This is a genomic window from Pseudomonas sp. TNT3, assembly GCF_010095445.2.
In the GTDB taxonomy this organism is placed as follows: Bacteria; Pseudomonadota; Gammaproteobacteria; order Pseudomonadales; family Pseudomonadaceae; genus Aquipseudomonas.
Window position 1 is genome coordinate 1 of the sequence record NZ_WFGV02000011.1, and the last position, 18,370, is coordinate 18,370.

At 59.1% G+C, this 18,370-nt stretch carries 22 protein-coding genes and 1 riboswitch; of the genes, 12 read left to right on the forward strand and 10 right to left on the reverse strand.

Translation table 11 applies throughout. The annotated features are described in order from the left end of the window. The coding region (locus GBC55_RS09220; RefSeq protein ID WP_247266884.1) for an FAD-dependent oxidoreductase at positions 1-838 on the reverse strand (838 nt) is incomplete at its 3' end. A gap of 196 nt (positions 839-1,034) precedes the next feature. On the opposite strand from GBC55_RS09220, the gene GBC55_RS09225 reads away from it, so the two are divergent. Both GBC55_RS09225 and hemH read left to right on the forward strand, forming a co-directional pair. Beyond that, positions 1,035-1,937: a TIGR01777 family oxidoreductase gene (locus GBC55_RS09225; RefSeq protein WP_162437172.1), complete on the forward strand. Its 903-nt coding sequence runs from the start codon at positions 1,035-1,037 to the stop codon at positions 1,935-1,937. Between the two features lie 13 nt (positions 1,938-1,950). Continuing rightward, positions 1,951-2,976 carry a ferrochelatase gene (gene hemH, locus GBC55_RS09230; RefSeq protein ID WP_162437173.1) on the forward strand — a complete coding sequence of 342 codons (1,026 nt, stop codon included), beginning with the start codon at positions 1,951-1,953 and terminating at the stop codon, positions 2,974-2,976. A gap of 159 nt (positions 2,977-3,135) precedes the next feature. Here the strand turns inward: hemH and GBC55_RS09235 are convergent, their stop codons facing one another. Both GBC55_RS09235 and upp read right to left on the reverse strand, forming a co-directional pair. Then, entirely contained in the window at positions 3,136-4,410 is a 1,275-nt protein-coding gene (locus GBC55_RS09235; RefSeq protein WP_162437174.1) for a uracil-xanthine permease family protein, read from the reverse strand. 2 nt (positions 4,411-4,412) lie between these two features. Further along, the gene (upp, locus tag GBC55_RS09240; RefSeq protein WP_162437175.1) at positions 4,413-5,051 is read right to left on the reverse strand and encodes a uracil phosphoribosyltransferase; all 639 of its coding nucleotides are present in this window, start codon (positions 5,049-5,051) and stop codon (positions 4,413-4,415) included. A 162-nt stretch (positions 5,052-5,213) separates the two neighbouring features. Between upp and GBC55_RS09245 the strand changes: the two genes are divergently transcribed. From GBC55_RS09245 to GBC55_RS09260, 4 genes are all read left to right on the forward strand, one after another. Then, positions 5,214-5,771 (forward strand): hypoxanthine-guanine phosphoribosyltransferase, encoded by a 558-nt coding sequence (locus GBC55_RS09245; RefSeq protein WP_162437176.1) that lies wholly within the window; start codon positions 5,214-5,216, stop codon positions 5,769-5,771. 3 nt (positions 5,772-5,774) lie between these two features. After that, positions 5,775-6,248 carry a WbuC family cupin fold metalloprotein gene (locus tag GBC55_RS09250; protein WP_162437177.1) on the forward strand — a complete coding sequence of 158 codons (474 nt, stop codon included), beginning with the start codon at positions 5,775-5,777 and terminating at the stop codon, positions 6,246-6,248. Positions 6,249-6,445: 197 nt separating this feature from the next. Further along, the gene (locus GBC55_RS09255) at positions 6,446-6,931 is read left to right on the forward strand and encodes a hypothetical protein (protein WP_162437178.1); all 486 of its coding nucleotides are present in this window, start codon (positions 6,446-6,448) and stop codon (positions 6,929-6,931) included. A gap of 63 nt (positions 6,932-6,994) precedes the next feature. Further along, a complete protein-coding gene (locus GBC55_RS09260; protein WP_157713313.1) occupies positions 6,995-7,282 on the forward strand; it encodes a PA4642 family protein in 288 nt (95 codons plus the stop codon). Between the two features lie 227 nt (positions 7,283-7,509). Here GBC55_RS09260 and mqo read toward each other — a convergent pair whose 3' ends face one another. Both mqo and GBC55_RS09270 read right to left on the reverse strand, forming a co-directional pair. Beyond that, positions 7,510-9,018, reverse strand: a complete 1,509-nt coding sequence (gene mqo, locus GBC55_RS09265; RefSeq protein ID WP_162437179.1) for a malate dehydrogenase (quinone) — start codon at positions 9,016-9,018, stop codon at positions 7,510-7,512. 734 nt (positions 9,019-9,752) lie between these two features. Further along, complete coding sequence (locus tag GBC55_RS09270) at positions 9,753-9,986, reverse strand: hypothetical protein (RefSeq protein WP_162437180.1); 234 nt, start codon at positions 9,984-9,986, stop codon at positions 9,753-9,755. Between the two features lie 200 nt (positions 9,987-10,186). On the opposite strand from GBC55_RS09270, the gene GBC55_RS09275 reads away from it, so the two are divergent. Further along, positions 10,187-10,771, forward strand: coding sequence for a YajG family lipoprotein (locus GBC55_RS09275; RefSeq protein WP_162437181.1), 585 nt, complete (start codon positions 10,187-10,189; stop codon positions 10,769-10,771). Positions 10,772-10,847: 76 nt separating this feature from the next. Here the strand turns inward: GBC55_RS09275 and GBC55_RS09280 are convergent, their stop codons facing one another. Beyond that, the gene (locus GBC55_RS09280; protein ID WP_010458215.1) at positions 10,848-11,054 is read right to left on the reverse strand and encodes a hypothetical protein; all 207 of its coding nucleotides are present in this window, start codon (positions 11,052-11,054) and stop codon (positions 10,848-10,850) included. Between the two features lie 193 nt (positions 11,055-11,247). On the opposite strand from GBC55_RS09280, the gene GBC55_RS09285 reads away from it, so the two are divergent. Then, positions 11,248-11,526 (forward strand): hypothetical protein, encoded by a 279-nt coding sequence (locus GBC55_RS09285; protein ID WP_162437182.1) that lies wholly within the window; start codon positions 11,248-11,250, stop codon positions 11,524-11,526. Between the two features lie 104 nt (positions 11,527-11,630). Here the strand turns inward: GBC55_RS09285 and GBC55_RS09290 are convergent, their stop codons facing one another. Next, positions 11,631-12,797: a 1-acyl-sn-glycerol-3-phosphate acyltransferase gene (locus tag GBC55_RS09290; protein ID WP_162437183.1), complete on the reverse strand. Its 1,167-nt coding sequence runs from the start codon at positions 12,795-12,797 to the stop codon at positions 11,631-11,633. Between the two features lie 140 nt (positions 12,798-12,937). On the opposite strand from GBC55_RS09290, the gene GBC55_RS09295 reads away from it, so the two are divergent. From GBC55_RS09295 to GBC55_RS09310, 4 genes are all read left to right on the forward strand, one after another. After that, on the forward strand, positions 12,938-13,120 hold the full coding sequence (locus GBC55_RS09295; RefSeq protein ID WP_162437184.1) for a CPXCG motif-containing cysteine-rich protein: 183 nt from the start codon (positions 12,938-12,940) through the stop codon (positions 13,118-13,120). 10 nt (positions 13,121-13,130) lie between these two features. Continuing rightward, positions 13,131-13,391 (forward strand): DUF2007 domain-containing protein, encoded by a 261-nt coding sequence (locus GBC55_RS09300; protein ID WP_162437185.1) that lies wholly within the window; start codon positions 13,131-13,133, stop codon positions 13,389-13,391. Between the two features lie 35 nt (positions 13,392-13,426). Beyond that, entirely contained in the window at positions 13,427-14,050 is a 624-nt protein-coding gene (locus tag GBC55_RS09305; RefSeq protein ID WP_162437186.1) for an SOS response-associated peptidase, read from the forward strand. A 164-nt stretch (positions 14,051-14,214) separates the two neighbouring features. Beyond that, positions 14,215-15,033: a M48 family metallopeptidase gene (locus GBC55_RS09310; RefSeq protein ID WP_162437187.1), complete on the forward strand. Its 819-nt coding sequence runs from the start codon at positions 14,215-14,217 to the stop codon at positions 15,031-15,033. A 287-nt stretch (positions 15,034-15,320) separates the two neighbouring features. Here the strand turns inward: GBC55_RS09310 and GBC55_RS09315 are convergent, their stop codons facing one another. The 3 genes from GBC55_RS09315 to GBC55_RS09325 all read right to left on the reverse strand — a co-directional run bounded on the left by GBC55_RS09315 (position 15,321) and on the right by GBC55_RS09325 (position 18,167). Then, entirely contained in the window at positions 15,321-15,905 is a 585-nt protein-coding gene (locus tag GBC55_RS09315; RefSeq protein ID WP_162437188.1) for a TMEM165/GDT1 family protein, read from the reverse strand. Between the two features lie 90 nt (positions 15,906-15,995). After that, a riboswitch (yybP-ykoY riboswitch) is annotated at positions 15,996-16,118 on the reverse strand. Positions 16,119-16,169: 51 nt separating this feature from the next. Further along, positions 16,170-17,168, reverse strand: a complete 999-nt coding sequence (locus GBC55_RS09320; protein ID WP_162437189.1) for a class I SAM-dependent methyltransferase — start codon at positions 17,166-17,168, stop codon at positions 16,170-16,172. A 33-nt stretch (positions 17,169-17,201) separates the two neighbouring features. After that, the gene (locus GBC55_RS09325) at positions 17,202-18,167 is read right to left on the reverse strand and encodes a 2-hydroxyacid dehydrogenase (protein WP_162437190.1); all 966 of its coding nucleotides are present in this window, start codon (positions 18,165-18,167) and stop codon (positions 17,202-17,204) included. Positions 18,168-18,370 lie beyond the last annotated feature (203 nt).

The following is an 18,370-nucleotide window of genomic DNA, read 5'->3' on the forward strand; positions in this document are numbered from 1 at the left end:
GGGCGTAGAGCCAGCGGTGGGCCAGGCTGAACGTCGGCGCGGGCATGGCGCTGTGCAGCAGCTCGGCGAAGGCCCCATGCAATTGTTCGATCACGGCTTCCTTGGACAGGTCGATGTGCTGTCGGCTCCACGCGCTCGTGGCATGCAGTACCCACGTGTCCAGTGTGTTGTCACGTCCGGGTTTGCTGCGGTTGCGGGCCAACCAATCGAGCGGGCTGTCTTGCACGAAGCAACCTTCCATGGGGGTATCCAGTGGCGTATCGAAGGCCAGGGCAATCGCCCAGGTCGGGTCCATCTTCACCCCGGCAGCCGCCCCGGCAAGCTTCGGTGCAGAGGCCAGCAATGCCGTCGCCTGAGGGGCTGGCGTGGCGATGACCACATGACTGAACGGGCCGTGAGTGAAGCCTTCGGCGTCTTGCAAATGCCAGTGCTCTTCTCCGCGATAGACCTCGGTGATGCGACAGGCGAATTGCACTTCAAGATTGCCGAGCAGGCCACGGGTGATCGCGCTCATGCGCGGCGTGCCGACCCAGCGAGTCTGTTCATCCGGTGACAAATTGAGCTGCCCACCGTGATAGGTATAAAGCTGCGGCGTCCACTCGGCGACCCAGCCAAGGGTTTGCCAACGCTGGACCTCTGTAACGAACCGACGGTCACGCGCCGTGAAGTACTGCGCGCCCATGTCCAGAGCACCAGCGTCACTGCGCTTGCTCGACATGCGTCCGCCGCTTCCGCGACTTTTATCGAAAAGTTGAACGACATACCCGAGCTCTGTCAGGGCTTGGGCGGCTGAGAGCCCGGCGATGCCGGTGCCGATGATTGCGATAGGTACAGTCATAGGGGCCTCGTTTACCTTTCTGTACAGACTACGCTGGGGTTGAAACCTGTACAATATTGTTTTTTGGTATAACTTTTAGCGTTCTAGTTCTGACAGGTTGGCCTATTGTTAAACACAGACACTGCCCGATACCAAAGATCCCTGCTTATAAAAATAGACTAGTGAGCAGGATAAAAGGCCACGCGAGGAAGAAGTCATGCACATATTGCTGACCGGCGGTACTGGTTTGATAGGACGTCAGCTCTGCCGACACTGGCTGAGCGAGGGACATAGCCTGACGGTCTGGAGCCGCGAGCCGGAAAAAGTCGCGAAAATCTGTGGTCCCAAGGTGCGCGGAATTTCCCGATTGGAGGACATCGGCCAGGAAACGGTAGACGCCATCATCAATCTTGCCGGCGCGCCAATTGCAGATCGTCCATGGACGACCAAGCGCAAGGCGTTGTTGTGGAGCAGCCGGATTACGCTGACCGAACACCTGCTGGCCTGGCTCGAGACCCGCGAGCAGAAACCCGACGTGCTGATTTCCGGTTCTGCTGTCGGTTGGTATGGCGATGGGGGCGAACGGGAATTGACCGAGGAATCGGCACCGGTCATCGATGATTTCGCCAGTCAGCTGTGCATCGCCTGGGAGGAAACCGCACAGCGGGCCGAGGCCTTGGGGATTCGCGTGATCCTGGTCCGCACGGGGTTGGTGCTATCGGCCGATGGCGGCTTTTTGTCGCGCCTGTTGCTGCCATTCAAACTGGCGCTGGGCGGGCCTATCGGCAATGGTCGGCAGTGGATGCCGTGGATTCATATCCACGATCAAATCGCCTTGATTGATTTTCTTCTGCATCAGAAAAATGCCAGCGGTCCTTATAATGCCTGCGCACCGAAACCGGTGCGCAACAGCGAGTTCGCCAAGACCCTGGGTGCTGTGCTGCATCGTCCCGCGTTCATGCCGATGCCGGCCCTGGCATTGAAGGTGTGCCTGGGTGAGCTGTCATTGCTGTTGTTGGGCGGCCAAAAGGCCATGCCGGTCCGCTTGCTGGAAGCGGGTTTCACTTTCCGGTTCACTGATTTGCGCGCGGCTCTGGACGACCTGTCCAGCCGCCTTTGAAATAGGACGTTGCATGACCGATCACGCATTGCTTCTGGTCAACCTGGGCTCACCGGCCTCCACTTCGGTGGCGGATGTGCGCAGTTACCTCAATCAATTTCTGATGGACCCGTATGTGATCGACCTGCCGTGGCCGGTGCGCCGTTTGCTGGTATCGCTGATTCTGATCAAGCGGCCGGAGCAGTCGGCCCATGCCTACGCGTCCATCTGGTGGGAGGAGGGCTCGCCGTTGGTGGTGCTCAGCCGTCGCCTGCAACAGGCGATGACCCCGCAGTGGACACATGGGCCTGTTGAGCTGGCGATGCGTTACGGCGAGCCGTCGATTGAGACCAAACTGTTGGAGCTCGCCGCTCAAGGCCACAAACGCATCACCCTCGCACCGCTTTATCCACAGTTCGCCGACAGCACCGTGACCACGGTGATTGAAGAAGCCAAACGCGTCGTGCGCGAGAAGAAACTCGACGTACAGTTCTCGATTCTCCAGCCGTTTTACGATCAGCCGGAATACCTTGATGCGCTGGTCGCCAGTGCCAAGCCGTATCTGGCGCAGGATCACGATCACCTGCTGCTGAGTTTTCATGGTTTGCCGGAGCGACATCTGACCAAGCTCGACCCCACCGGCCAGCATTGCTTCAAGAATGAAGATTGCTGCAAGAACGCTTCGCCTGAAGTGTTGGCCACCTGTTATCGCGCGCAATGCCTGCGCAGCGCTGCCGAGTTCGCCAAACGCATGGGGCTGCCGGACGGTAAATGGTCGGTGTCGTTCCAGTCGCGCCTGGGCCGGGCGAAATGGATCGAACCCTACACCGAAGCCCGTTTGCACGAACTGGCCAAAAGCGGCGTGAAGAAAATACTGGTGATGTGCCCGGCGTTCGTTGCCGATTGCATCGAGACGCTGGAGGAGATTGGCGATCGCGGGCTGGAGCAATTCCGCGAAGCGGGAGGGGAAGAACTGGTGCTGGTGCCTTGCCTCAACGATGACCCGCAGTGGGCGCGGGCGTTGACTGCCTTGTGTGAGCGAGCGCCGCTCTCGTTGTAAGAACACAAACTGTGGCGAGGGAGCTCGCTCCCGCTCGGCTGCGAAGCGGTCGTCAATCCTGCAAATACGGTATGTCTATAAATTCGCGGTTGCAGGGGTTGGGGCCGCTTCGCGGCCCAGCGGGAGCGAGCTCCCTCGCCACAGGGGGTGTGTGCGCTGTTAAAGCAGCGGCTCATCCGCCTTCTTGTGCTTCCAGCTGTCATTGCCTGGCAGCAGCAGATTCAGCGCAATCGCCACCACCGCGCACAGCGCGATGCCTTTGAGGCCGAAGTCGTCCGGGCCTGTCCCGGTACCGACCAGCACACCGCCAATCCCGAACACCAGGGTCACCGAAACAATCACCAGATTGCGTGCCTCGCCCAGGTCGATCTTGTGGCGAATCAGCGTGTTCATGCCCACCGCCGCAATCGAACCGAACAACAGGCAGAGAATCCCGCCCATCACCGGCACTGGAATGCTTTGCAGCAGCGCACCGAACTTGCCCACAAACGCCAGGCTGATGGCAAAGATCGCCGCCCAGGTCATGATTTTCGGGTTGTAGTTCTTGGTCAGCATCACCGCGCCAGTCACTTCGGCGTAGGTGGTGTTGGGTGGGCCGCCGAACAGACCGGCTGCGGTAGTCGCAATACCGTCACCAAGCAGGGTGCGATGCAAGCCAGGCTTTTTCAGGTAGTCGCGACCGGTCACGCTGCCGACGGCAATCACACCGCCGATGTGCTCGATCGCTGGCGCCAGGGCCACCGGAACGATAAACAGAATCGCCTGCCAGTTGAATTCCGGCGCAGTGAAGTGCGGGATGGCGAACCAGGGTGCCGCGGCGATCTTGGCGGTATCCACTACACCGAAGTAGAAGGCCATGGCGAAACCGACCAGCACGCCGGAAATGATCGGCACCAGGCGGAAAATGCCTTTGCCGAACACCGCTACGATCAACGTGGTGAGCAATGCCGGCATCGAGATCAGCATCGCCGTCTGGTAATGAATCAGTTCAGAGCCATCGTCAGCTTTGCCCATCGCCATGTTGGCGGCAATCGGTGCCATGGCCAGGCCGATGGAGATGATCACCGGACCAATCACCACCGGTGGCAGCAGCCGGTCGATGAAACCGGTGCCTTTGATCTTCACGGCCAGGCCGAGAAAGGTATAGACGAAGCCTGCCGCCATGACGCCGCCCATGGTCGCCGCGAGCCCGAACTGGCCCTTGGCAAGAATGATCGGGGTGATGAAGGCAAAACTCGATGCCAGAAATACCGGTACCTGACGGCCGGTGACGATCTGGAACAGGATCGTCCCCAGCCCTGCGGTAAACAGCGCTACGTTCGGGTCGAGACCGGTGATCAGCGGCATCAACACCAGGGCGCCGAACGCTACGAACAGCATCTGTGCGCCGGACAACACCGTGCGCCAGAGCGGATCGTTGAACTCTTCCTGCATGCTCAAGCGTCCTTCTGCTTGGTGCCGAAGATCTTGTCACCCGCATCGCCGAGGCCCGGAATGATGTAACCGTGCTCGTTCAATCGTTCATCGATGGACGCGGTGTAAATGGTCACGTCCGGGTGAGCCTTCTCCACGGCGGCAATGCCTTCGGGCGCGGCAACCAGCACCATGGCGCGGATGTCGCGGCAACCGGCTTTTTTCAGCAGGTCGATGGTGGCAACCATGGAGCTACCGGTGGCGAGCATCGGGTCGATGATCATTGCCAGGCGCTCGTTGATTTCCGGGACCAGTTTTTCCAGGTAGGTGTGTGCCTGCAACGTTTCTTCATTGCGGGCCACGCCCACGGCGCTGACTTTGGCGCCCGGGATCAGGCTCAGCACACCTTCAAGCATGCCGATGCCGGCACGCAGGATCGGCACGACGGTAATTTTCTTGCCGGCGATTTTCTCGACCGACACGGTTCCGCACCAGCCTTCGATATCGTAGGCTTCCAGCGGCAAGTCTTTGGTGGCTTCATAGGTCAGCAGGGCACCGACTTCCTGAGCGAGCTCACGGAAATTCTTGGTGCTGATGTCTGCGCGGCGCATTAGGCCAAGTTTATGACGGATCAGCGGATGGCGGATCTCGAGGATGGGCATGGGAAAAGCTCCGGCGGCGGGCAAAAAAAGCGGCCTAGATTAATCTATCCGAGAGTGTTGTCCTATAGACATAGAGTACGTTAGTCCACAAACGCTTGATCTGGCCGGGCGGGATGCGTACCTTTGCCCGCTTTTCCCGAATAAGTCCCCCTGGAGAGCGCCATGTCCGCTGATCTCGAGCATATCCGTCAAATCATGCGAGAGGCTGACTGCCTGTACACCGAAGCTGAAGTCGAGGCGGCCATCGCCCGCGTCGGTGCGCACATCAACGAGCAACTGGCTGACAGCAATCCGGTGGTGTTCTGTGTGATGAACGGCGGCCTGATTTTCGCTGGCAAGCTGCTCACCCATCTGCAATTCCCGCTGGAAGCGTCCTACCTGCACGCCACCCGTTATCGCAATGAAACCAGCGGCGGTGACCTTTTCTGGAAAGCCAAGCCGGAAGTTTCGTTCATCGACCGTGATGTGCTGATCATCGACGATATCCTCGACGAAGGTCACACCCTGGGTGCGATCATCGACTTCTGCAAACATGCCGGCGCACGCAAAGTGCACACCGCGGTACTGATCGACAAAGACCACGACCGCAAGGCTCGCCCGGACCTGAAAGCCGACTTCGTCGGTCTGCCGTGCATCGACCGTTACATCTTCGGTTACGGCATGGATTACAAAGGTTACTGGCGCAACGCCAACGGGATTTTTGCCGTTAAAGGAATGTAATCAATGACCACGCCGAGCTTTCTTGATCAAACGCTGTTCGCTGAGTTGGCCGAGAAAGCCGCGGCTAATCCCCGTGGGCGTCAACATCACAACTTCCATCAGATGGAAGATGCTTGCCATCGCATGGCCGTCGGGCTGCAGCCGAGTACCTATATCCCGCCACATCGGCACCTTGGCGAGAACAAGGCCGAAACCTTGCTGGTCCTTAAAGGCCGGCTTGGCGTGTTGATCTTTGACGAGTCGGGCGGGGTAGTCAGCAAGCGCATCCTGCAGGCCGGTGGCGATTGTATCGGCGTGGACCTGCCCACTGGCGTGTTCCATGGCCTGGTGGTGCTGGAAGCCGACAGCCTGATGTTCGAATGCAAGGCCGGTCCTTATCGCCCGGTCGGCGACGGTGAGCTGGCAGATTGGGCGCCGCGCGAAGGCCAGCCGGGCGTTGCCGAGTATCAGGCCTGGATGCGCGCGCAGTTTGATTGAGCGCCTGACAGCACCAGACTCCCTGTAGCAGCTGCCGAAGGCTGCGTCCGGCGGCGAAGCCGTCGTGAGATCAGGCAGCAGGGTGTGTCAGGAAAAATGTAGATTCAGGATTAACGACGGCTCCGCCGCCGGACGCAGGCTTCGCCAGTTGCTACAGGTATGCGTTACAGTGCTCGGCTTCATCTCCGGAGCCCGTCATGAGCCTTTTGATTCGCTGCTTCGCCGTACTGATGCTGGCTTTCAGCCTGCCGCTGGCTGCCGCCCCTGCACCCATGCATGCCCAGTTCCTGCCACCGGATGACCTGAACCTGCGTGACGCCGAACCGGACCTGCAACAGTTGCTGCAGGTTACGGAATACTCGGTAGTGGTGGGCAGTCAGCGCCAATCCAACCAGCAACCGATTCCCGTGACGTCACCGTTGATGATCCGCCTCAAGGGCAAGTCCTTGAACAAGGGGGCGACCATCAATCAAGTGCTGGTCAACTTCGACGGCGAAAGCAAAAGCCTGAAAAAGCCGATCTATGACGATAAAACCAGGACGCTGACGCTTTACTACCCGATGGCACAGTACCGGGTGGTGATCGATCTGCTGCGCAATGACACGGTGTATTGCCAATTCCTCAGCTATGCCAACGGCCATATCTGGGCGGATTTGCACACCGGCAGTGTTCGTCCGCGTTGAGTGCGGCGCCAAGGGAGGGGTAAACTGCCCGCCCCGTGAAATGTCTGCGAGCTGGAGTCGGCAATGCGTAAAGATAAGAAGCAAGTGATTGGTGACGAGATCGGCGATGAGCAGATCAAGTTGTTTCTCGATTTCGAGCCGGTCGACGCCACTTCGCCGTCGCTGCACAAACTGATCAAAGCCTACCGTGGCCTGCGTATCGATGACTTCGAGCGTTTTCTGACGTTCTTCGTCGAGGCGGGTCATGACCTGGATGGCAAGGACGAGCACGGCAATGATTTTGTTGCGGTGATCAAGGATCAGCGCAATGCGGCCGAGTACATTGAGCTGATCGCCAAGGCTCGTGGCTGATTGTATTCGAAGCGAACGAATACCTGTGGCGAGGGGATTCATCCCCGTTGGGCTGCGAAGCGGCCCCAAAATCTGCTGACACGGTATGTCAGACAAAGCATTCAAAAGTTTTGCGACTGCTGCGCAGCCGAACGGGGATGAATCCCCTCGCCACATAAGAGGGTGTCGCCAGGCATAAAAAAACGCCCCGGTCTCATTGAGAACGGGGCGTTTTTTATGGGACCGAATCAAGCGTAGCTTTCGGTCTCGCTGCTGGCTTCAACCAGTTCCAGTGCGACGTTGTTCTGCGTGTTGATCTTGCGATACAGCGCAGCGTCGGTTTCCAGAACCTTTTCCCGGGCCGGGAAGATTTCTGCCAGCTTGGCAGCCCATTCAGTGGATGCCTTGTTCGGGAAGCATTTTTCGATCAGCTCAAGCATGATCGAAACCGTCACCGAAGCACCTGGCGAAGCGCCGAGCAGTGCTGCCAGGGAACCGTCCTTGGCCGCGACCAGCTCGGTGCCGAACTGCAGCACGCCGCCTTTTTTCGGGTCTTTCTTGATGATCTGCACCCGTTGGCCGGCCACTTCCAGGCGCCAGTCTTCGGCTTTCGCTTCAGGGTAGAAACGACGCAGGGAGTCCAGGCGCTGCTCCATCGACTGCATCACTTCGCTGACCAGGTATTTGGTCAGGTCCATGTTGTTTTTCGCCACCGCCAGCATCGGGCCGATGTTGCCGGCACGAACCGACATCGGCAGGTCCATGAAGGAGCCGTGCTTGAGGAACTTGGTGGTGAACCCGGCGTAAGGTCCGAACAGCAGGGACTTCTTGCCATCGACGACACGGGTGTCCAGGTGCGGCACGGACATCGGTGGCGAACCCACCGCTGCCTGGCTGTACACCTTGGCCTGGTGGTGCTTGACCACTTCCGGGTTGTCGCAGCGCAGCCACTGGCCACTGATCGGGAAGCCGCCGAAGCCTTTGCTTTCTTCAATGCCCGAAGCCTGCAGCAGCGGCAGTGCTGCGCCGCCTGCGCCGAGGAAGACGAACTTGGCGTCGACTTCACGGGTGTTACCGCTGTTCACGTCCTTGATGCTGACGGTCCAGCCACCGTTGTTGCGCTTGAGGCCGGTCACTCGCTTGCAGTACTTGACCTGGGCATCGGGTGCGCTGGTCAGGTGCTTGAGCAATTGATTGGTCAGGGCGCCAAAGTTGACGTCGGTGCCGTTCATCACGCGAGTGGCCGCGATGACTTCGTCAGCCGGACGGCCTGGCATCATCAGCGGCATCCACTCGGCCATGGTGGCCTTGTCTTCGGTGTATTCCATGTCCGAGAAAGCGTGGTGCTTGCTCAACACATTGAAGCGTTCCTTGAGGAAGGACACGCCACCGTCACCTTGCACGAAGCTCAGGTGTGGGACCGGGCTGATGAACGATTTGCACGAGCCGAAGGTGCCTTTTTTGGTCAGGTACGACCAGAACTGCTTCGACACCTCGAACTGGGTGTTGATGTGCACGGCTTTCTTGATGTCGACGGTGCCGTCGGCGGCCTGCGGCGTGTAGTTCAGCTCGCACAGCCCGGCGTGACCGGTACCGGCGTTGTTCCACGGGTTGGAACTCTCCGCGGCACCGGAATCCATCAGCTCGACGACTTCCAGCTTGATCGCGGGGTCGAGTTCTTTGAGCAGTACGGCGAGGGTGGCACTCATGATGCCGGCCCCTACGAGTACTACGTCGACTGCTTCGTTATGCGCCATTTAACGCGTCTCCAAAATCTGCAGCACCAAATTGTCGGTATGGCTGCCAGGCGTTCCGGGGCGAGTCAGTGATGCCCCTGGTACTCATGGCACTGTCGCCATGTCCGAATCTTCGCAATTTATCGCAACTTCGACGGACGCTACCGGCCGGGATAATGAGGTCTATGAACTCATTTCAACGCGCGACTGGCAATTCGACTTATGGTCGATACATCCGTTTGTGCAACCAAATCCGTAGCGGACAGGCTTCAGGCTCCGGTGTTCGAGGAGTACTCGGTCCTGTGTCGTTGGGCTGTTTCAGACGCTAATGGTGCATGTTCAGACGCAAAACTATTCATTTGCTCGCCACACTCTTGTGAAGTTGTGAAAACCCGTTTTTTTCACGCTCTTTTGAAGACGTGAACCTCAAAAAGGGCTGTCCCAGCCTGGCACTGTGCCCGGATGGATCGCCGTCATGGGTTACATGACCGGCAAAACGGGCAGACAGCTCAGTGACCGAGCGTAATGACAGCTCTGCAGATTCGCGAAAAGTGGGTTTTTTGCTTGAAGAACAGCAAGCGCCAGCTTCACACGATCTGTGTGGGCGGCTCTCTGTGGGCGGTATCGAGGGTCAATACAAGCGCATTGACAATGCTGCGGGGCCCGATCAGGAGACGTCCTTATAATCGGGGGGAGATTGTAACGAAGAAACGCGGGGAAATGGTCGTCAATAATGACTTTTATTAGGCGTCCGGTCAGGTGGTCAACAGTTGTTGGGCCCGTGAGCGAGTCTGGCGCTGGCGGACCCGGGCACTTGGGGGCAGGGGATGGTGCAGCCAATTGAGGCGGATTTCTTCGATTTCGACCCAGCCGTCACCCATTGGCTGGAGGCTGCACTGCTTGAATGCCTGGCAATGACCGTTGCGGTCGAGCAGGGCGAAGCAGCGATGCAGCGGACGGGGGGCGAACAGCGAGATGAGGTAGCGCATGGCCAGGTTCCTTGTTGGGGGACTGATGCGAAGGTTGCCAGTGGGTCGTGACGTGCAAGTGTATGGGCGGTGACAGATCTGTGACATGAACCGCAGTCTGATAGGCGTGTCAGATTTATCTGTAATTGTTGCGCTGGTTTGCCCCGGTGGCGCACCGCTATACTGCCGGCCTGTTTGTGCCTGATTCTGGAGAGAAGAGCATGTTGCAACGCTTGTTGTTCGGTTTGATTGCTGTGACCAGTTTGACCCTCGTCGGCTGCGCCCATAGCCCGCAACAACTGAGCCCGGAGCCGAGGCTGACCACTCAGCTGGCGCCGGTTGGCCATGGTCAGCAGGTGGTGGTTCGTGTGGTGGATGGTCGTCCGTCGCCAACCCTGGGCACCCGTGGCGGTATGTACCCTGAAACCAGCGCGATTACTGTGCAGGGCGCACAGATCCTGCCGAAGTTGCAGGCTCAGGCCGAAGCGGCCGTGCGCCTGCTGGGCTTCACGCCGGTCAGCAACGGCATGAACGCGCCGCAGTTGACCGTGACGCTGGCCGAACTGAAGTATCAGTCGCCCAAAGAAGGCATGTACGTGACGGAAGCCACTATTGGCGCGACGTTCCGCTCGGATGTGCAGAACGGTGGTCGTCGTTACAGCGGTCGTTACGGCGCATCCCTGGATCAGCGTTTCGGTATGGCGCCGAATCAGGAGACCAACACCAAGCTGGTCAGCGATGTGTTGAGCGATGCGTTGACGCGTCTGTTCAAAGACCCGTCAGTGGGTCAGATTCTCGGCCAGTAAATTTTCGCGAGACGAAAAAACCCGGTGCCAGAAATGGCCCGGGTTTTTTTATGGCTGATACAGAGTCCTTCTGTGGTCAGGCAGCTTGCGAATAAAAGTCCAGCACGCTCACGCCCGTCAGCAAATCGGTCTCCGGCAAGTCCGCGTGCTGATGACCGCCCAATGCGCAATACACCAGCCAGTGGCGGTCTTGAACGTTGAAGGCGAGGCTTCCCACGAGGTTCTGTTGTTCGTCGCTTTGGGCGATGAGGTAGAGACGATCCTGGTTTTCGGCGTGCAGCATGACGGTTTCCCTGTCGGTTTCGAGGGGCGCCAGACTGCCGCAATTAGATGACGTCGCCGTGACACAAGGCAGTATTGGGTCAGTTGCTTCGTTATTTGTCGGAAAGGAAGGGCAAGCGAAGAGGCTTTCGGTAGAATCTGCCGCGCGGTCGCCGGTCCGGTGCCTGCCACAGCTGTTTTGCTTGAGGTCCGTGATGTCGCTGCATTTGATGACGCTGTTTACCGCCCATCCCGCCAAATTGATCAACCTGCTGGCCCTGCTGCTTGCCTTTCCCGGCGGCTGGTTGCTGCACGCTACGCGTCGTCGCGAGCAACGCGCGCTGGCCAGTCTTGCGTCTCAGCGCCAGAGCCGCCCGAGCGAAGAGCCGCTCCTGGATTGGGCAACCTTGCGCATGAACCGTTTTTTCTATCGATTCGGCTTTGCCTGCCTGGGGCTGGCGTTGCTCGTTTCGTGGATCAGCACCCGGTTCTAACGTTCAGAAGCAAAAAAGATCGCAGCCTCCGGCAGCTCCTACATTGAAAACCGTGTAGGAGCTGCCGAAGGCTGCGATCTTTTGATCTTCTAATCTTTCGAAATTTACAGCGGCAACCCAGCTTTAACCCGGTACTGATTGCGCACCGGCGTCGCATACTGCTGCACCAGGTACGGGCGATGCTCCTGGGGGCATTCGTCCAGGCGACGTTGCCATTCTTCCTGGGCCTTGGCCAGTTCGTCGGCCGCAAACACCTCGGCGGCTTTCGGCACCTGCAATTGCGGGTCGGCGTCTTTCCATTGGGCGTATGCCAGGTAGTGCACCGGGAACAATCGATACCCACCCAGAATCTGTTTGTCCATTTCGATCGCCAATTGCTTGGTGTCGTCGAACATCTGCGTGATCGGTGCGGCAAAATTCACGTGGACTCGACCCTTGTACCCGGTAATGCCTTTGGCAATGCTCACATCATCCTCGCCCGGCACCTTGGTGTAGGTGCCAGTGGTGGCGCGGATAAAGAGTTCGCGAGCCTTGGCCTGATCGCAGGGGTCGTACTCGTAGCTGATCGACACCGGGGTCACATTCAGCGACCGGATGACTTCACCGAACGGCTCGTCCTTGCGACTCATGTGAAACATCTTGAGGATCGCCGACTCGGTACGGTCGTCACCGTCTTTGGCCCGACCTTCAGCCTGGGCAATCCAGATCGAGGCGCAATCGGTGCGGATCGAGTGGTTGATGTACGCCGACAGCAGCTGATAAGCCGCCATTTTTTCGCGCCGCCCGGTGATCGAACGGTGCACGATAAAACTCTTGTTGAGGCGCATCAGGTCGCTGACGAACGGCTTTTGCAGCAGGTTGTCGCCGATGGCGATACGCGGGGTCGGGAGGCCGGCGTGGTACACGGCATAGTTGACGAATGCCGGGTCCATGACGATGTCGCGATGGTTGGCGATGAACAGGTACGCACTGCCGGACTTGAATTGTTCCACGCCGCTGTAGGTCACGCCGTCGGTGGCGCGCTCAATGGTGTGGTCGACGTAAACCTCGACTTTGTCCTGCAGCGTAGCCACCGAATTGACGCCGGCGAACTCACGGCGCAACCGATGAGCTATAAGAGGTTTGAGCGCCCAGCCTAAAGCACCGGCAAAACGCGGGAAGCGAAAGTGGGTGAGGATATCTAGAAAGGCCTTGTCGCTGAGCAGCCGAGCCAGCACCGCTGGGACTTCGCTGTCGTCGTAAGGTCGGATGGTATCGAATTCGCCCATCATGCTCTCTTGTTAGAAACGGCTAGGGTAAGTAAAGGTTTTGATCGAAAACCAACAGGGCACGGTCTGAAAAAGTAAGACAGACAAAAATAGCCCTGCAAATAGACCGGCGATTATACGCACAAGTCACTTGGGAGACCGCGATGCTGGAATCGGCACTGTATGAATGTCCGTATTGTGGTGAAGAGGTTGAGACGACAGTGGACTTGTCGGGGGGCGATCAAACCTATATCGAGGATTGTCAGGTGTGTTGTCGACCCATCACATTCGTGTTGCAGGTCGAAGGAGAAGAGTGGCATCTCGAAGTTTTCAGTGAAAACGAGTGAGGGGGCGTCCATGCAGCGAATCTACGAACCGGAAAACCTGATGGAAGGCGAGTTGCTGCAGGGCATGCTGGCCAGCGAAGGCATCGAGGCTCATCTGGAGGGGCGCGACTTGGTCGGTGGCACCGGCGAATTGCCGATCTTCGGCCTTCTTGGGCTGTCGGTGGATAATGACCAGGCCGTATACGCCCGAGAACTGATCACCGCGTACAATGCCGCGCTGCCGCTTCCTGGTGATGAGCCGGAGAGTTTTCCCGGCACGCTGGTCTGTTAGGCTGACGTTCGTTTTATCAAGAGTCGTGCTGCCCCATGTGTGGACGTTATGCCCTGTTTCGCTGGAACCCCGCCTTCGCGGCGCTGCCAGGTTTTCCGGCCGATCAACAGGCCCAGTGGAACATTTCCCCTACCGATTCGGTGCTGATGCTGCGCGCGAACGTCGACGGCCAACGTGAATTGGCCCGTGCCCGCTGGGGTCTGACTCCGCCATGGCTGACCGACCTGTCCCGCACGCCGGCCCATGCCCGGGCTGAAACCGTTGCGGAACAACCGATGTTTCGCGAGGCCTTTCGCCTGCGCCGTTGCCTGCTGCCGGCCAACGGCTTCTACGAATGGCGCGGTACGACGCGTAAACGTCCGTACTGGCTGACGCCGGGAGAAGGCTCGGCGCTGTGCTTTGCGGCGATCTGGGAGGCGTATCCGGTGCAGGAACAGGTCTGGCTGAGCACCGCAGTTATCACCCAGCCGGCGGCGAGTCAGCGTCGTCCGTTGATTCTCGATGCGGCGGGACAGGAAGCGTGGCTCAATCCCGAAACGCCGTTGCATGTGCTGCAGGCGCTGCTGGCCAGTGAGCCCATTGCGTTGCGCGAGCGGGTATTGGCCAATCTGGTGAATGATCCCAAGCTCAATGCACCGGAGTGTTTAACCCCGGGGTAGGGGCGTCTCTGCAGTGTGTAGACAATCAAAACCGGAAAATCACAGCCCGTGATCTTTTGATCTTTTCGAGATCTATCTGAAATGTGTTTCGTCACGACGGATGTATCTGGCGCAGATACAATTGCGCGCCTAGGATACGCCGCATGTTTTCAAGGAGCTTTTCGATGAACAAGACATTGGTTTTGTGTGCACTGAGCGCAAGTTTGCTGCTCGCCGGTTGTCAGTCGGTCAACACCACCAGCGGCGGGGCCGTGGGCGTTGAGCGCAAGCAATACATGTTCAGCATGTTGTCGACGGACGAGGTCAACCAGATGTACGCCCAGTCTTATCAAAAGACCTTGGGTGAGGCGACCAGCAAGGGCGTGCTGGACAAAACCAGTAGCGAAGCCAAGCGCGTGCAGGCGATCGCTGATCGACTGATTGCTCAGGCACCCGTGTTCCGCCCGGATTCGGCGCAGTGGAAATGGGAAGTGAATCTGATCAAGAGCGATGAGCTCAACGCCAACTGCGGGCCTGGCGGCAAGATCATTTTCTACACCGGTCTGATCGACAGCCTGAAACTCACCGATGATGAAATCGCTGCCATCATGGGCCATGAAATCGCTCACGCCTTGCGCGAGCACGGTCGTGAAGCGATGTCCAAGGCCTATGGCATCGAGATGGCCAAGCAGGGGGCCGGTGCATTGTTCGGCCTCGGCCAGGACAGCCTGGCGCTGGCGGACACCGTGGCTAACTACGGTATGACGCTGCCCAACAGTCGCTCCAACGAAAACGAAGCTGACCTGATCGGTCTGGAATTGGCAGCCCGCGCCGGTTACAACCCGAACGCCGCGATTACCTTGTGGAACAAGATGTCCAAGGCGTCGGAAGGCTCGCCACCGGAGTTCATGAGCACTCACCCGGCCTCGGCCAGTCGCATTGCTTCGCTGCAGGCGGCGATTCCGAAAGTCATGCCTCTGTACGAGAAAGCGCCGAAATCCTGATGTTGATTCATCGTCCATAAGGGCCTCATCGCCAGCAGGCTGGCTCCCACAGGGAAGTGCATTCCAATTGTGGGGGCCGGCTTGCTGGCGAATCGTCCATAAGGGCCTCATCGCCAGCAGGCTGGCTCCCACAGGGAAATGCATTCCAATTGTGAGGGCCAGCTTGCTGGCGAATCGTCCATAAGGGCCTCATCGCCAGCAGGCTGGTTCCCACAGGGAAATGCATTCCAATTGTGGGAGCCAGCCTGCTGGCGATGAACGATAACGCGGTCTACCCAACCACCGCGTCAGATCCAGCCACTGCTCTGCATCGCCTTGTACACCGCGACAATCGCCAGGATGAAAAACGCCGACGCCGCGAGGCGACGGATCAGGGTCAACGGCAGTTTGTCCGCCGCAAAGTTACCCGCCAGAACCACCGGTACGTTGGCAATCAACATGCCCAGGGTGGTGCCGATGATCACCAGCCACAATTCCGGGTATTGCGCCGCGAGCATCACGGTAGCGACTTGGGTCTTGTCGCCCATCTCGGCGAGGAAGAACGCGATCAGCGTGGTCAGGAACGGCCCGAATTTACGCGCGGTACTGGCTTCGTCGTCATCCATCTTGTCCGGCACCAGGGTCCACAACGCCGTCGCGGCGAAGCTCACGGCAAGGATCCAGTGCAGCATCGAATTCGAGAAGAAACCACCGACCCAGGCGCCCACCGCGCCGGCCGCCGCATGGTTGGCCAGGGTTGCGGCAACGATGCCGGCGATGATCGGCCAGGGTTTGCGAAAGCGGGCAGCGAGAATGAGCGCGAGCAGTTGCGTCTTGTCGCCGATTTCGGCCAAGGCAACGATTGCGGTCGGAACGAGTAGAGAATCCAGCATCAGGGGTTTTCCTAAGGGGCGGGTCGACACGGCTATGACACGTACAGCCTTCCCGCCCCGGGTAAGGTGTTCGTGTCATAGGTCTTGTCAAACCCTGCGATCCGTCTGATGCGGACGCTTGGGTCGCATACGCCATGGTCTGAGGACCAAGTATGTTGACGTATGCCGGACGAGCATGGCGCTCGTGGGAGACTACTCCCCTAGGACGGAGCGGATTCTGCCTAGGCAAATCCGATTGGGCAAGCCTCTTTTTGAAAAGAAATTTCAGCCACGCTTGGCGCGGTAGATCCTGAAACCCTGTCCCTCAGCCTTGATCGCACAGACACCCAGATGCTCTTCGATCAAGGGTTGATACTTCAGGAAGCTATTGGCAACCAAGCGCAGTTCGCCGCCGTTTTTCAGGTGTTTGGCTGCTTTTCGCAGCAAGTTCTCGGTTGCGAAGTAATCGGTGTGCACGCCGACATGGAACGGTGGATTACTCAGAATGGCACTCAGACCCATCGGTGCCGCATCGATACCGTCGCCGGTAATCACGTCGGCCTCCAGGCCATTGGCAGCCAGTGTCAGACGGCTGCTCGCGGCAGCGAAGGCGTCCACGTCGAGCAAGGTGACCTGGTTGTGCGGATACCGCCGCTTGACCGCAGCCCCCAACACCCCGGCGCCGCAACCGAAGTCCAGCAAGTGGCCGCTCGGCAACTTGTCCAGGTGTTCAAGCAGTAGCGCGCTGCCGCGATCAAGCCGACCGTGACTGAACACGCCCGGCAGGCTGATGACTTTCAGCGGACCTTCGGCCAGCGGCAACTCGTAAGTCTGGGCCAGGCTTTCCAAAGATTTGGCTTGTGGGGCATCGGCAACAGTGACCAGCCAAAGCTGGCAATGACGCGCGCTGTCGAGCTTGCGCGGCTTGCCAAAGGGGTTGAGCTGCTTGGCGGCGCCTTCGATGCCGCTGCGCTTTTCACCCACCAGGTACAGTTCCCGGCCGGCCAGGCGCGAGGCCAGGGCGTTGAGAATGTAGTCAGTCAGGTCCTTGGACTTGGGCAGAAACACCACCGCGGAATCGAACTCACGCTCAGGCGCCGTCACGCCAAAGTGGCTGCGCTCGGCGAAACGGGCATCGAGTGCTGCTTGATCGCCGGCGTGCCAGCACCAGCCATGGGCGCCAGGCAGGCGAGCGAGCAAATCATCGGCGGGCAAACCGGCCAGTAGCACCGAACCCTGGAATAACTCGGCCTGACGAAGCAGTACTTCACTGCGCGGATCCATAATCTGCTCCCTGAAAAAAAGTGCCGCAGTCTATCAACTGACGACCCGCAGTGCTTTACCGCTGAAGTATCCCTGCGCGTTTTCCGTCAGTTGCCCGACGATCCGCTGGCGCGCTTCGCGGCTGCCCCAGGCATTGTGCGGGGTGACAATCAGTCGAGGAATGTCCTGAGCGAGCAACGGGTTGCCGGCGGTAGGCGGCTCGACGCTCAGCACATCGGTGGCCGCGCCGCCCAGGTGACCGCCGCGCAACGCATCGGCCAACGCCTGTTCATCGATCAGTCCGCCGCGTGCGGTGTTGACCACGAAAGCGCCAGGTTTCATCGACGCCAGCTCGGCGGCCCCGATGAAATGGCGGGTGTGTTCATTGAGCGGGCAATGCAGTGTCAAGGCATCGATCTGGGGCAGTAGTTCAGCCAGTGGCAGCCGATCCGGCCGGGCAGGGCGCCCCGGAATCTGTCCCAGCAGCACACGCATGCCGAAAGCTTGCGCCAGTCGCGCGACCGCGCCACCCAGTTCGCCGTGGCCCAGCAAGCCGAGGGTTTTCCCTTCCAGTTCGACGATCGGATAGTCCAGCAGGCAGAACTGTTTCGCCTGCTGCCAGCGTCCTTCACTGACCGCTTTCTGATAGTCGGCTAGGCGCGTTGCCAGGTTCAACAGCAGCATGATCGTGTGTTGCGCGACCGAGGGCGTGCCGTAACCCTGGCAATTGCACACCGTGACGCCATGGGCGCGGGCGGCGGCGAGGTCGACATTGTTGGTGCCTGTGGCGGTGATCAGGATCAGCTTCAGTTCGGGACTGGCGGCGATGGCGGCGGCATCGATCAGGATTTTGTTGCTGATCGCGACCGTGGCGCCCTTGAGGCGCTCGATCACCTGGTCCGGTGTGGTCTGGGCGAACAGTTGCAAATCGCTGAAGCAGGCGCGCAACGGGCTCAGATCGAGGTCACCCAGGTCCAGGGAGGGATGGTCGAGGAAAACGGCGCGGTGAGTGTTCGTCATCAACTGTACCTTTTGTGCGGTGAACTGAAGGCGTAATCTGCCGAGCCTAACAGATGAAACAATGAGTTACTTATTAAGTGGGCCGGTGCCAAACCCGTGGCGAGGGAGCTCGCTCGCGCTGGGCTGCGAAGCAGCCCCAACACAGGCGACCGTGTTTTTTCAGGAATACCGCATCACCTGGTTTACGACTGCTTTGCAGCCGA